At 61.8% G+C, this 12,826-nt stretch carries 13 protein-coding genes; 10 read left to right on the top strand and 3 right to left on the bottom strand.

All coding sequences use genetic code 11. The features are described from left to right. Window positions 1–68 precede the first annotated feature (68 nt). The 4 genes from ACTJKS_RS13830 to ACTJKS_RS13845 all read left to right on the top strand — a co-directional run bounded on the left by ACTJKS_RS13830 (window position 69) and on the right by ACTJKS_RS13845 (window position 3,884). On the top strand, window positions 69–833 hold the full coding sequence (locus ACTJKS_RS13830; protein WP_371260380.1) for a methyl-accepting chemotaxis protein: 765 nt from the start codon (window positions 69–71) through the stop codon (window positions 831–833). 195 nt (window positions 834–1,028) lie between these two features. Beyond that, window positions 1,029–2,120 (top strand): glycosyltransferase family 4 protein, encoded by a 1,092-nt coding sequence (locus ACTJKS_RS13835; protein WP_262948262.1) that lies wholly within the window; start codon window positions 1,029–1,031, stop codon window positions 2,118–2,120. Further along, window positions 2,113–2,889, top strand: a complete 777-nt coding sequence (locus ACTJKS_RS13840; RefSeq protein WP_108183619.1) for a DUF2334 domain-containing protein — start codon at window positions 2,113–2,115, stop codon at window positions 2,887–2,889. Before ACTJKS_RS13835 ends, ACTJKS_RS13840 begins: the two co-directional genes overlap by 8 nt. Then, a complete protein-coding gene (locus ACTJKS_RS13845) occupies window positions 2,886–3,884 on the top strand; it encodes a lysylphosphatidylglycerol synthase transmembrane domain-containing protein (protein WP_108183620.1) in 999 nt (332 codons plus the stop codon). The genes ACTJKS_RS13840 and ACTJKS_RS13845 overlap by 4 nt, the downstream gene beginning before the upstream one ends. On the opposite strand, the gene ACTJKS_RS13850 is transcribed toward ACTJKS_RS13845, so the two are convergent. Beyond that, window positions 3,868–4,041, bottom strand: a complete 174-nt coding sequence (locus tag ACTJKS_RS13850; RefSeq protein ID WP_186448453.1) for a hypothetical protein — start codon at window positions 4,039–4,041, stop codon at window positions 3,868–3,870. The two genes, ACTJKS_RS13845 and ACTJKS_RS13850, sit on opposite strands and share 17 nt — an antisense overlap. An 89-nt stretch (window positions 4,042–4,130) precedes the next feature. Beyond that, window positions 4,131–4,979 (bottom strand): formyltetrahydrofolate deformylase, encoded by an 849-nt coding sequence (gene purU / locus ACTJKS_RS13855; protein WP_003227580.1) that lies wholly within the window; start codon window positions 4,977–4,979, stop codon window positions 4,131–4,133. 338 nt (window positions 4,980–5,317) lie between these two features. Here purU and mvaT point away from each other — a divergent pair, with 338 nt between their 5' ends. Beyond that, entirely contained in the window at window positions 5,318–5,695 is a 378-nt protein-coding gene (gene mvaT, locus ACTJKS_RS13860) for a histone-like nucleoid-structuring protein MvaT (protein WP_041068510.1), read from the top strand. 103 nt (window positions 5,696–5,798) lie between these two features. Here mvaT and sbcB read toward each other — a convergent pair whose 3' ends face one another. Further along, a complete protein-coding gene (sbcB, locus tag ACTJKS_RS13865; RefSeq protein WP_108183622.1) occupies window positions 5,799–7,229 on the bottom strand; it encodes an exodeoxyribonuclease I in 1,431 nt (476 codons plus the stop codon). 181 nt (window positions 7,230–7,410) lie between these two features. Here sbcB and ACTJKS_RS13870 point away from each other — a divergent pair, with 181 nt between their 5' ends. From ACTJKS_RS13870 to ACTJKS_RS13890, 5 genes are read left to right on the top strand one after another with little or no spacing between them, the layout of a single operon-like run. Further along, window positions 7,411–8,136, top strand: a complete 726-nt coding sequence (locus ACTJKS_RS13870; RefSeq protein WP_108183623.1) for an RDD family protein — start codon at window positions 7,411–7,413, stop codon at window positions 8,134–8,136. Further along, window positions 8,133–9,110: a stage II sporulation protein M gene (locus ACTJKS_RS13875; protein ID WP_108184426.1), complete on the top strand. Its 978-nt coding sequence runs from the start codon at window positions 8,133–8,135 to the stop codon at window positions 9,108–9,110. The genes ACTJKS_RS13870 and ACTJKS_RS13875 overlap by 4 nt, the downstream gene beginning before the upstream one ends. Next, the gene (locus ACTJKS_RS13880) at window positions 9,097–10,641 is read left to right on the top strand and encodes a DUF4129 domain-containing protein (RefSeq protein ID WP_108183624.1); all 1,545 of its coding nucleotides are present in this window, start codon (window positions 9,097–9,099) and stop codon (window positions 10,639–10,641) included. Before ACTJKS_RS13875 ends, ACTJKS_RS13880 begins: the two co-directional genes overlap by 14 nt. After that, a complete protein-coding gene (locus tag ACTJKS_RS13885) occupies window positions 10,638–11,801 on the top strand; it encodes a DUF4350 domain-containing protein (RefSeq protein WP_108183625.1) in 1,164 nt (387 codons plus the stop codon). The genes ACTJKS_RS13880 and ACTJKS_RS13885 overlap by 4 nt, the downstream gene beginning before the upstream one ends. Further along, window positions 11,798–12,799: an AAA family ATPase gene (locus ACTJKS_RS13890; protein ID WP_108183626.1), complete on the top strand. Its 1,002-nt coding sequence runs from the start codon at window positions 11,798–11,800 to the stop codon at window positions 12,797–12,799. The genes ACTJKS_RS13885 and ACTJKS_RS13890 overlap by 4 nt, the downstream gene beginning before the upstream one ends. The last annotated feature ends 27 nt before the right edge of the window (window positions 12,800–12,826 follow it).

Below are 12,826 nucleotides of genomic sequence, written 5' to 3' on the forward strand. Positions count from 1 at the left end.
AAGTGTCCTCGGCCACCGGCCAGGTCAACGAGGTCGCGCTGCGCGTGGTCGCCGCGTCCAACTCGTCGATGTACAACTCCGACCAGCAAGCCTCGCGCACCAGCAGTGTTGCCGCCGCGATCAATCAACTGGGCGCTGCCGCCCAGGAAATCGCGCGCAATGCCGCACAAGCCTCGAACCAGGCCAGCGACGCCCGCGGCCTCGCCGAAGACGGCCAGCAAGTGGTGGATCGCAGCATCAAGGCGATGAACCAACTGTCGAGCATGCTCAGCGCCTCCAGCACCAATATCGAGTCGCTGAACAGCAAAACCGTGAACATCGGGCAGATTCTGGAAGTGATCACCAGCATCTCCCAGCAAACCAACCTGCTGGCGCTGAACGCTGCCATCGAAGCGGCGCGTGCCGGTGAGGCCGGGCGTGGTTTTGCAGTCGTCGCCGACGAAGTGCGCAACCTGGCGCACCGTACCCAGGAATCGGCGCAGCAGGTGCAGACCATGATTGAAGAGCTGCAGGTCGGCGCCCGTGAATCGGTGAGTACCATGAGCGACAGCCAGCGCCACAGCCAGGACAGCGTGGAAATCGCCAACCTCGCCGGCGAACGCCTGAACAGCGTGACCCAGCGCATCGGCGAGATTGACGGGATGAACCAGTCGGTGGCCACCGCGACCGAGGAGCAGACAGCGGTGGTCGAGTCGATCAACGTCGACATCACCGAGATCAACACATTGAACCAGGAAGGCGTCGAAAACCTGCAGGCGACCTTGCGCGCCTGTTCGGATCTGGAGCAGCAGGCTTCGCGGCTGCAGCAGTTGGTCGGCAGTTTCCGCATCTAAGATCAAAAGATCGCAGCCTGCGGCAGCTCCTACAGGGTGAACACACATCCTGTGTAGGAGCTGCCGCAGGCTGCGATCTTTTTACCCTTGAGACCCACCGCCAATTCCCGACCGAACATCTATTCTGGATAAAGGTCAACCAAGGGAGAGCAGCACAGCGGAGGGCTCGTCATTGTGCACATCGCCGACATCACCATGTTCTACGCCCCGGCCAGCGGCGGCGTACGCACGTACCTGGACGCCAAGCATCGACGATTGGGTGTCAAACCGGGCATTCGCCACAGCCTGTTGATCCCCGGTGCGCACTTCGGTGAACACGACGGCGTCTACACAGTGCCCGCACCCGCCCTGCCCTTCGGCAAAGGTTATCGCTTCCCGTTGCGTCTCGCCCCTTGGCGCAACGTCCTGCAGGATTTACAGCCGGATCTGATCGAAGTCGGCGATCCGTACCTGACTGCCTGGGCGGCGCTCGACGCGCGGCGTCAACTGGATGTACCGGTGATCGGCTTTTATCACTCGGACCTGCCGTTGCTGGTGAGCAATCGCATGGGCCATTGGGTCACGCCGAATGTCGAGGCTTACGTCAGCAAACTGTACGGCAACTTCGACCGGGTGCTGGCGCCGAGTCAGGTGATGGCCGATAAACTTCGAGGCTTGGGGGTGCGCAACGTGTTCGTGCAACCGCTGGGGGTGGATCTGCAAACTTTCCATCCTGGCGCCCGCGACAAGGGCTTGCGCGCCGAACTGGGAATTGCCGAAGACACCCGTCTGCTGATTTTTGCCGGACGCGGTTCCAAAGAGAAGAACCTGCCGATGCTGCTCAAATGCATGCAACGCCTCGGCCCACGCTATCACCTGTTGCTGGTCGGTTCATCGATGCCCGCCGTGGTGCCGGACAATGTCAGCGTGATCGACGGGTTCTGTCCTGCCGCCACCGTGGCGCGATTAATGGCCAGCGCCGACGCCCTGATCCATGCCGGCGATCAGGAAACCTTCGGCCTGGTGATCCTCGAAGCCATGGCCTGCGGGATTCCGGTGGTCGCGGTGGCGGCCGGGGCATTTGAAGAAATCGTCGCCGAAGACTGCGGCTTGCTCTGTACACCGAACAACCCGCAAGCCATGGCCAATGCGGTGCGCGAGCTGTTCAGTCGCGGCTGCGTGAAACTCGGCCAACAAGCGCGACAACATGTCGAACGGCGTTATTCCTGGGACAGCGTGGTCGACAGCCTGCTCGGTCATTACCACGCGGTGCTCGGTCACTCGCAGCAAAGAGTGGCCAATGGCTGATTCCTTGAATGACCGCACAGTGCTGCTGGTGCTGCACGACGTGGCGCCGTCGACGTGGACGGATTATCGGCCATTTGTCGAGGCGGTCGACGCAATGGGTGGCGTGCCGATGACCTGGCTGGTCGTTCCGGATTTCCATGGTCACGATGCGCTTGAGGCTCATCCCGCGTTCTGCCGAATGCTCGGCGAGCGGCTTGTCCGTGGCGATGAGCTGGCCCTGCACGGCTATTACCATGACGACCGCGAGCCAGCCCCGACCACGCCCCGCGACTGGTTCATGCGCCGCATCTACACCCACGAGGGTGAGTTTTATCGCCTGTCCCGGGAAGCGGCGCAGGCTCGCCTGCGCCACGGCATCGAACTGTTCCGGCGCAATGGCTGGCCGTTGCACGGTTTCGTCGCCCCGGCCTGGCTGATGAGCGAGGGCACCCGCCAGGCCCTTCGTGAAACGCCATTGAGCTACACCAGCGACCCGCAACATCTTTATCAATTGCCGGATTTCACCGCCATCAACGCCCCGGGTCTGGTCTGGAGCGCGCGCAGTGCCTGGCGCCGGGGGTTGTCAAAAATCGTCAGCGAACAGCGCCAACAGCACTGGCGCGACGCCGCGGTGATTCGTCTAGGCTTGCACCCGGTAGACATGCGCCACGCCTTCGCGCGTGATTACTGGCTGCAAACCCTTGAACGGCTGCTGGCAGAAGGACGCACGCCCATGAGCAAAATCGACTGGCTCACCGAGCACCGCGAGCGAATGGAGCGCGCTGCATGAGTCGCGGCATTGTGTTGTTGATCGGCCTGCTCGCCGCTGTACTGATCCCGGTGCTGCTCGGCGGCGGCGAGATCGGCGCGCGGTTGCAGAACTTTCCGCTGCACTGGCTGCTGATCATGTTCGGCATGATTCTGCTCTGCTGGGGCATCAACACCCTGCGTCTGCGCCTGCTGCTGGGTGATCAGCGCGATCAGGTAACGCCGCTGAAAAGTCTCGGCGTGGTCATGGCCGCCGAGTTCGCCTACTGCGCCACTCCCGGCGGCAGTGGCGGACCGCTGACGATCATGGCGTTGCTGGCGCGCTGCGGCGTACGCCCGGCCCGAGGCAGTGCGGTGTTTGCCATGGATCAGTTGAGCGATCTGCTGTTCTTTCTCTGCGCCTTGAGCGGGATTCTGATTTACGCCTTGTTTCAGCATCTCAGTGACCGCCTGGAGTGGTTGCTGATGGTCAGCGCCGTGTCGCTGTTCGGTGGGCTGTTCAGTTGCGTGCTGCTGGCGCGCTACCACCGCCGCCTGATCCTTCTGAGTGGACGCCTGCTTGCCCGCCTCAACGTGCAACCGGCCACGCGTCGGCGCTGGGCACGCAAGCTGCTGCATTTTCTCGACGCATTTATCGACACCCTCAAGTTGCCGTGGCAAACCCTGGTCAAGGTGTTCGCCCTGACCTGCATGCACTGGCTGCTACGCTACAGCGTGTTGTATCTGGCCCTGCGCGGACTGGGCGCGGACCTGCAGTGGGCCTGGAGTTTTCTGGTGCAAATGCTGTCGCTGGGGGCTGGTCAAATGAGCCTGTTGCCCGGTGGCGCGGGGGCGGCGGAACTGACCTCGGCGGCGCTGCTGGCACCGATGGTCGGCAAATCCACCGCGGCGGCAGCGATTCTGATCTGGCGGGTGGTGACGTTCTATTTCTATCTGGTGGTGGGCGGCCCGGTGTTTCTGTTGATGCTGGGGCGGCCATTGCTCAAGAAGCTGCTGAAGATCAGGCAGGCTTCTTAGGTTCGTCCTCCTCCTTCATCTGCTCCCACAGTTCGGCGGCGCCGGGGAACTCGGTGCCGTCTTCCGGGCTCAGGTCATCCGGGTCATAACGGCTCAGACAACCTTCGCCCAATGTGGCAGGCGCTTTCGAAGTGGCTTTGTCCAGTGGGTCGCTCACGGGCAGTTCCTCAAGGGGCTGAAACGAAAAAAGGGCCTGGGACGATTGAACGCCCAGGCCCTTCTTTATTCAAGCACGCGTGGGGTAGATCAGAACACCACGGTCTTGTTGCCGTGCACCAGCACGCGGTCTTCGAGGTGATAACGCAGGCCACGGGCCAACACCATCTTCTCGACGTCACGGCCGAAACGCACCATGTCTTCGATGCTGTCGCTGTGGCTGACGCGCACCACGTCCTGCTCGATGATCGGACCGGCGTCCAGCTCTTCGGTCACGTAGTGGCAAGTCGCGCCGATCAGCTTCACGCCGCGCAGCGACGCCTGATGGTACGGCTTGGCACCGACGAACGACGGCAGGAAGCTGTGGTGAATGTTGATCACCTTGTGCGCGTATTCGCGGCACAGCGCCGGCGGCAGGATCTGCATGTAGCGCGCCAGCACCACCACTTCGGCGTCGTGCTGTTTGACCAGACGCGAGACTTCGGCGAACGCTGGCTCCTTGTCCTGCGGATTGACCGGGACATGGTAATAAGGAATGCCGTGCCACTCGACCATGCTGCGCAGGTCATTATGGTTGGAAATCACGCAGGAGATTTCGCAATCGAGCTCGTCGCTGTGCCAGCGGTGCAGCAAGTCGGCCAGGCAGTGGGATTCGCGGCTGGCCATCAGCACCACGCGTTTCTTCTGCTCGGTATCAGTGATTCGCCAGTCCATCGAGAACTCTTCGGCAATCGGCGCAAACTTCTCGCGCAGCACTTCAATACCGAACGGCAGCGAATCGGCGCGGATCTCGTGACGCATGAAGAACCAGCCGTTCTGATTATCCGAATGGTGGCTCGCTTCGGTGATCCAGCCGTTGTGGGATGCCAGAAAGTTACTGACTTTGGCAACGATGCCAACGCGGTCAGGGCAGGAAATCACCAACCGAAAGGTGCGCATGAGGGGGAAACTCCAGAACTTCGCAAAGGCGGCCATTCTAGCGACTGTGCGCGGAAACTGCAGTATTGATCAGCACTTGCCCCGAGAAGGCGCGGTTCATGGCGCCTGAGCGCACTGTACGACAAAGCGATGATGTGCTCGTGAAGCTGTTCGGCCAGATAATTGTGAATATTCGTGATGACTGCATCACATTATTTAGATGACCATTCAATTTACCGGTTATTTCACGTAACTAATTCAAATAAAAAAACCGCTTAAATGTTTACTTGATGAAACAGCCTGACTATTATTGCGGCACTGTCCCCTGCCATTCAACACATCCGCATAAGGTAGTTACCATGTCCTTGATCAACGAATATCGCGCCACCGAAGAAGCAATCAAAGAGCTGCAAGCCCGTTTGAAAAACCTGTCGCAAGACGACAAATTGCAAGCCGAGCTGGAATTCGAAGGCAAACTGCGCACCCTGATGGGCGAATACTCCAAATCCCTGCGCGACATCATCGCCCTGCTGGATCCGGAATCGAAAACCAAAGGCACCCGTGGCGTCGCAGTCAAAACTACTGGCACCAAGCGCGCACGCAAAGTTAAACAATACAAAAACCCGCACAACGGCGAAGTCATCGAAACCAAAGGTGGCAACCACAAGACGCTGAAAGAGTGGAAAGCCAAGTGGGGCGGTGACGTGGTTGAAGGCTGGGCTACCCTGCTGGGCTAAGCCGCAACGCCGGTCGCCGATAGCCTCTGCGACCCATGAAAAACGCCAGCATACGCTGGCGTTTTTTTATGCGTGATGTTTCATCGACGCACTATGTTCGATTTCAAAGATTCAAACGTTTGCGCAATGCCTGGACATAATTCTGCCACTCATCGAGCACTTGATTCTGCATCGGCGTAGCACTAAGCGCCCATTGCTGCGCGGCTTCGGCAAAAGATTGCAGGGTATTAGGTGCGCCCATGTGCGGCTCGGACAAACGCTGCTGGCAGAATATTCTCCAGCGCTCTTGCTCGGCAAAACTCAACGTATCGGGAAAGTTGCGTGCGCGATATCGAAAGAGTAATTCCGGTAGACGTTCATCATCGAACGGCCAGTGCTCTTGCGCTAATTGCGCCGGATCTGCTGTCCTCACTTGCTCGCACAGGCGCCGATCGCGATCACCGATAAATCCATCGTACAACTGCTGTTCCGGATCTTCATTCGGGGTGAAATCTTCGCTGGCATAAATTGCCGTTACTTTATCTTTCCAAACTTGTTGTGCGTCACTTAGCCGCAGCGCACGCGCCTGATACAGCGCCATGTCCAGGTCCAGGCGCTGCTGATCTGCGGCACGCAATACCGACAACGGCGCCACCACCGGACAACGGTTGATGTGAATCAGTTTGAGCGGCACCGGCAGTTCCCCCTCGGCGAGGTCGTCGTGACGGGTGTACAGGCGCTGACGCAGCGTTTCGGCGTCCAGATCGAGCAGACCTTGCGGGTCAAGGTGCAAGTCACAGACGATCAGGGCATTGCGATTGCGCGGATGCCAGGCCAATGGCAATACCACACCAACATAGTGGCGCGCCGCCGAAAAGCGCCCGGAGATGTGCACCAGCGGCTGCAACAGGCGAATCTGATCCATGACTTTCTGTTTGCTGCGCAGTTGGAACAGCCACTCATACAACTTCGGCTGTTTCTCGCGGATCAACCGCGCCAGGGCGATGGTGGCACGTACGTCCGACAGCGCTTCGTGAGCATGCCCATGGTCGATGTTGTTGGCGACCGTCAGGCGTTCGAGCTTGAGGGTGACCTTGCCTTCGTCATCGGTCGGCCAGACCAGACCGTCGGGGCGCAATGCATACGCGGCGCGCACCACATCGATCAGGTCCCAACGACTGTTGCCGCCCTGCCATTCACGGGCATACGGGTCGAAGAAATTGCGATAGAGGCTGTAGCGGGTCATCTCGTCGTCGAAACGCAGGGTGTTGTAACCCGCACCGCAAGTTCCGGGTGCCGCCAGTTGCGCATGCACCCGAGTCATGAAGTCGGCTTCGCTCAAACCCTGTTCGGCGAGACGGCTCGGGGTGATACCGGTAATGGCGCACGCCGCCGGGTGCGGCAGGATGTCTTCGCTAGGCTGGCAGTAGAGGTTGACCGGTTCGTCGAGTTCATTGAGATCGTGGTCGGTGCGAATCCCGGCGACCTGCAGCGGACGGTCATTGCGCGGATTGATGCCGGTGGTTTCGTAGTCGTACCAGAAGATTGAAGTCACGGGCGGTTCCTGAACTTGAGATCGGCAAAGTCTAGGCGTTCAACCGCCATTGCGGCCAGCACCGTGTCATTCGAACACCTTGCGCTACACGCGGTGCAATACATAGTTATGTGGTTTTCCCCCAAGAGGCTGCTAGCATCGGACAAACCTCGTATCCCGATCCGGCCCCCTCAGGTAGCCCATGCTCGAGAACACAGCACTGCCACGGAAAGCACCGCTGAACCCGCCACTCGATACCCGCTATCCAGTGGAAACCCCGGAGGGCATCGACCTGCCGTTGCGCCCGGCCGGTCTGTTGGTGCGCAGCCTCGCCTTCGGCATCGACCTGGGCATTCGCGGCGCCATCCTCGGCGTGCTGTTCCTGGTGCTGGCGTTTCTTGGCCAGCTCGGAATGGGCCTGGGTTCGTTGCTGCTGTTTGCCGTCAGCTGGTGGTACATGGTGCTGTTCGAAGTGCTGCGTCAGGGCCGTTCGCCAGGCAAGCAATGGATGGGCCTGCGAGTGATCCACGACAACGGCACACCGGTCGGCTGGTCGGCGTCGCTGCTGCGCAACCTGCTGCGTTTTGTCGATCTGCTGCCCTTCGGTTACGCCTTTGGCGCCATCAGTTGCCTGCAACATCCCACCTTCAAACGCCTGGGCGACATCGCCGCCGGCACTCTGGTGGTCTACAGCGAACCCGCCCTGCTTCGCCCGCAATTACCCGACGTCCAGCCGCGCCGCTCGCCCGTACCGCTCAACCTCAGTGAACAACGGGCCCTGCTCGCCTTCGCCGAACGCCAGGCCGAACTGTCGCCGGCGCGGGTCAATGAGCTGGCCGCCCTGCTCGCCCAGCCGCTGCACATGTCGGCGCCCAAAGCGGTCAGCGAGCTCAATGGCATCGCGCGCGGCTTGCTGGGTCCGACATGAAGCAAAGTCTTTTCGAGGCTCGCCACAAGGCCGAATGGGAGCGTTTCACGCTGGCTCTGGAACGCCTCGAACGTGGCAAGGACACTTCGCAGGTGGCCGGATTCCCCAAGGCTTATCGACGCCTCTGCCAGCATCTGGCATTGGCGCAGGAGCGCGGCTACAGCAGTTTTCTGATCGACTCGCTGCAACAATTGGTGTTGCGCGGCCACCAGCAGCTGTATCGGCACCGCAGTCGCCTCGCCGCCAACCTGCTCGGTTTCATCCTCGCTGACTTCCCCCGGCTGGTGCGCGCCGAATGGCCGTTCGTGCTGGCCGCTGGCCTGGTGTTTTTCGGCAGCCTGATCGGCTTCGCCTTGCTGGTGTATGCCTTTCCCGAACTGATCTACCACCTGATCCCCGCCGAACAGGTGCGCGAGATGCAGAGCATGTACGACCCGGTGGCCGGGCACCTCGGGCGCTCGGCCGAACGGGCAGCCAGTGAGGACTGGGTGATGTTCGGTTATTACGTGATGAACAACATCGGCATCGCCTTCCAGACCTTCGCCAGCGGTTTGCTGCTGGGCGTGGGCAGCGCATTTTTCCTGTTCTACAACGGGCTGGTCATCGGTGCGGTGGCCGGGCACCTGACCGAGATCGGTTTTGGCCAGACGTTCTGGTCATTCGTGATCGGCCACGGCGCCTTCGAGCTGACGGCCATCGCCCTGGCGGGGGCGGCGGGGCTGAAACTCGGCTGGAGCGTGATTGCGCCCGGGCGGCTGACGCGCGGCGAGGCGCTGGTGGAGGCCGCGCGCAAAAGTGTGCTGCTGGTGTGCGGGGTCATGCTGTTCCTGTTGATCGCGGCGTTCATCGAAGCGTACTGGTCGTCGAAGACCGGGATCACACCGCAGATCAAATACGCGGTCGGTACTGCGTTGTGGATCGCCGTCGCGGCTTATCTGCTGTTCGCCGGAAGGACACGCCATGCGCCTGAGTGATGCCACCGTGGCGATCCGCCCGCGCAGCAGCTGGGAAGCCATGGACCTGGGCGTGCTCATGAGCCAGCAGCATCGACGCCTGCTGATGACCAGTTGGGCCATCGTCACCCTGCCGCTGTTCGCCGTGCTGACCTTGCTGCTGTGGGATTCGCCGTCGCTGGCGGTATTGATTTTCTGGTGGCTGAAACCGGCGTACGAGCGCCTGCCGCTGTACATCCTGTCCAAGGCCCTGTTCGGCGAAACGCCCACGCTGAAACAGGCCCTGCGCGAATTTCCGCGGCTGTTGAAACCACAACTGCTGGCCAGCCTGAGCTGGCGCCGCCTGAGCCTGAGTCGAAGCTTCCTGCTGCCGGTGGTGCAACTCGAAGGCCTCGACGGCACGGCGCGTCAGCAGCGCTTGCAGGTGTTGCTGCAACGCAATGCCGGCGCCGCGCAATGGCTGACGATCATCGGCATGCACCTGGAGACCGCGCTGTGGATCGGCCTGATGGTGCTGTTCTACATGCTCCTGCCACAGCAGATCGAAACCGACTGGGACTGGCAATCGCTGATCCTCGACAGCGATCACCACTGGCGTTGGCTGGAGCACCTGACCAACGCTTTCTACGCGCTGGTACTGGTGGTCTGGGAACCGGTGTATGTCGCCTGCGGTTTCAGTCTTTATCTGAACCGACGCACTGTACTGGAGGCGTGGGACATCGAACTGGTATTCCGCCGTTTGCGCCAGCGCCTGAGCGGCAGCGCTCTGGGCCTGCTGTTGGCCGTCTGTCTATGGTTGCCGACAGTGCCGCCGGCGTGGGCGGATGCGCCGGCCAACGCCCCGGAGGCACCTCGCCTGCTGAATCAACCGCTGACCAGTCAGGCTGCGCACGACAGCATCAAGGCACTGCTCGAACAACCACCGTTCAAGAACAAGGAAAGCGTGACGCGCTATCGCTTGGGTGACGACCCGGCAGCCCCGGCCGAGGGCAAACCCGGCGAGGCCCCGCAATGGCTGAAAACCCTGCTCGGCTGGCTCGACGGTCAACGCTTCAATGCTGTGGCGGTCTTGATCGAAGTGCTGCTGTGGGGCGCGTTGCTCGCGGCTATCGGCTGGCTGATCTGGCGCTACCGCGAATTCCTGCGCACCTTCGTCAGTCGTCGGCCGAAGCCGCCCGCGCGCGTCCGGCCTCCTGCCCCACAGCAAGCATTCGGCCTTGACCTGAACCCGCAATCCCTGCCCGACGACATCGCCGCCAGCGCCGAACAACTCTGGCAAACCCAGCCGCGCGCCGCGCTGGGCCTGCTCTATCGCGGATTGCTCAGCCGTCTGCTGCACGATTTTGCCCTGACCTTGAAACCCGCCGACACCGAGCATCAGGTACTGCTGCGGGTTGAGCAATTGCAGCGCCCTGAACTGCTGGCGTTCAGTCGCAGCCTGACGCTGCACTGGCAGAACATGGCCTATGGGCACCGCGAGCCGGCGGCCCATCTGCGACAAGAACTGTGTGACGGCTGGCGCGCCTTGTTCGACCATGGAGCGCACGCTTGAGCCGGCGCGGCGCGTGGTTGCTCGGTGGGCTGATCGTCGCCCTGCTCGCCGCGTTGAGCGTTTATCTGTACCTCAAGGCCCGGCCCTATCAGGAAGTGATCGATCACGGCCCCTCGCCCCAGGCGCAAGCCAATCCTTATCTGGCGGCAGAAATGTTTTTGCGCGAGCACGGCCTCAACGTCAGCCATGCCGAAACGCTGGCGGTGCTGCCCGATATTGATCCGCGCCGGCACACCCTGCTGTTGTTTGGCGAGCGTTCGCGCATGACCCCGCGTCAGGTTGATCAAGTGTTGAACTGGGCTCGCGCCGGCGGGCGAATCGTGTTCGTGGCCGAAGCGTTGTGGGACAAGCAGGCCAAACAGAGCGATGACCTGTTGCTGGACCGGGTGCAGTTGCACCAGTCGCTGAGCAAGGATCTCAAGGAACCGCCGGCAGACCTGGCCGATGACCCGTACCCGAACCTGACCAAACTCTACCTGGAAGACGAGGACGCGCCGGCCTACGCCGGTTTCGACACCGCGTTCCATCTGGACGACCCGAAGAATCTCGCCCAGGCCTGGGCCAACAGCGCCAGGGCCACGCACATGATGCAATTGCCCTACGGCGTCGGCTCGATCACGGTGGTCACCGATGCCGAACTGTGGAAAACCCCGGCTATCGCCAAGCACGACAACGCCTGGCTGCTCTGGTACCTGAGCGCCGACACCGACGTCACGCTGATTTACAGCACGGCGCACGATGGTCTGCTGACCTTGCTCTGGCGTTACTTCCCGCAAGCCATCGTCGCCCTGCTGGCGCTGATCGTCCTTGGCTTGTGGCACGTTGCTGTGCGTCAAGGGCCACTGCAGGCGCGTGCCCCGAGTGGCCGTCGCCAGTTGCAGGAACACTTGCGCGCCAGTGCCGATTTCATCCTGCGCCACAACGGTCAGCACACGCTGTTGCAAGCTCTGCAACAGGATGTGCTGCGCCGCGCTCGCCGCCGCTATCCCGGTTTCGACCAGTTGAACGTGGCTGAGCAATGGCTGGTGCTGTCGCGCCTGACCCGACAGCCGACCCGCGCCATCAGCCAAGCCCTGAGCCCGGTGCCGAAACAGCGCATGAGCAGCGCTGATTTCAGTCGCCAGGTGGCCCACCTGCAAACCTTGAGGAACACGCTATGAGTGAACAGATCGAGCCCGGCAGCGCCACCCACGCCGCCCAGCAACGCCAGCGTGCCAGCCAGTTGGTGCAAGCGGTGCGCGGCGAATTGCAGAAGGCCTTGATCGGCCAGAACAGCGTGATCGACGACGTGCTGACCGCGTTGATCGCCGGCGGCCACGTGCTGCTCGAAGGCGTCCCCGGACTTGGCAAGACGCTGCTGGTTCGCGCCCTGGCGAAATGCTTCGGCGGCGAGTTCGCGCGTATCCAGTTCACCCCGGACTTGATGCCCAGCGACGTCACCGGCCACGCGGTCTACGACCTGCAAAGCGAACAATTCAAGCTGCGCAAAGGGCCGTTGTTCACCCACCTGCTGCTGGCCGACGAGATCAACCGCGCCCCGGCCAAGACTCAAGCCGCATTGCTCGAAGCCATGCAGGAACGCCAGGTCACCCTCGAAGGCCGGGCGCTGCCGATCCCCCAGCCGTTCATGGTGCTCGCCACGCAAAACCCGATCGAACAGGAAGGCACTTATCCGCTGCCAGAAGCCGAGCTCGACCGTTTCATGCTCAAGGTGCGCATGGATTACCCGGAGGCCGAGCAGGAGTTGAACATGGTGCGTCAGGTCAGCCGCTCGACCCGCGCCGACATGCTGGATGTACAGCCGCTGCGCACGGTCTTGCAGGCCAAGGACGTGCAGGCCTTGCAGCGCATCGCCAGCGAGCTGCCGATTGACGACCAAGTGCTGGATTACGCGGTGCGACTGGCACGCAGCACCCGCTCCTGGCCCGGCCTGACCCTCGGCGCCGGCCCGCGAGCCTCGATTGCACTGGTGCGATGCGCCCGCGCCCGCGCGTTGCTGCGTGGCGGCGAGTTTGTGATTCCCGATGACATCAAGGGTTGCGCGCTCTCGGTGCTGCGCCATCGGGTGCGAGTAGCGCCAGAGCTGGACATCGAAGGCCTGCAGGTCGATCAGGTGCTGCAGCAGTTGCTCGACCAAGTGCCGGCGCCGCGCTTGTGAGAGTTCAGGAAAGATCAAAAGATCGCA

The sequence above is a fragment of the Pseudomonas sp. 22189 genome (assembly GCF_052045635.1).
Classification (GTDB): Bacteria; Pseudomonadota; Gammaproteobacteria; order Pseudomonadales; family Pseudomonadaceae; genus Aquipseudomonas; species Aquipseudomonas parakoreensis.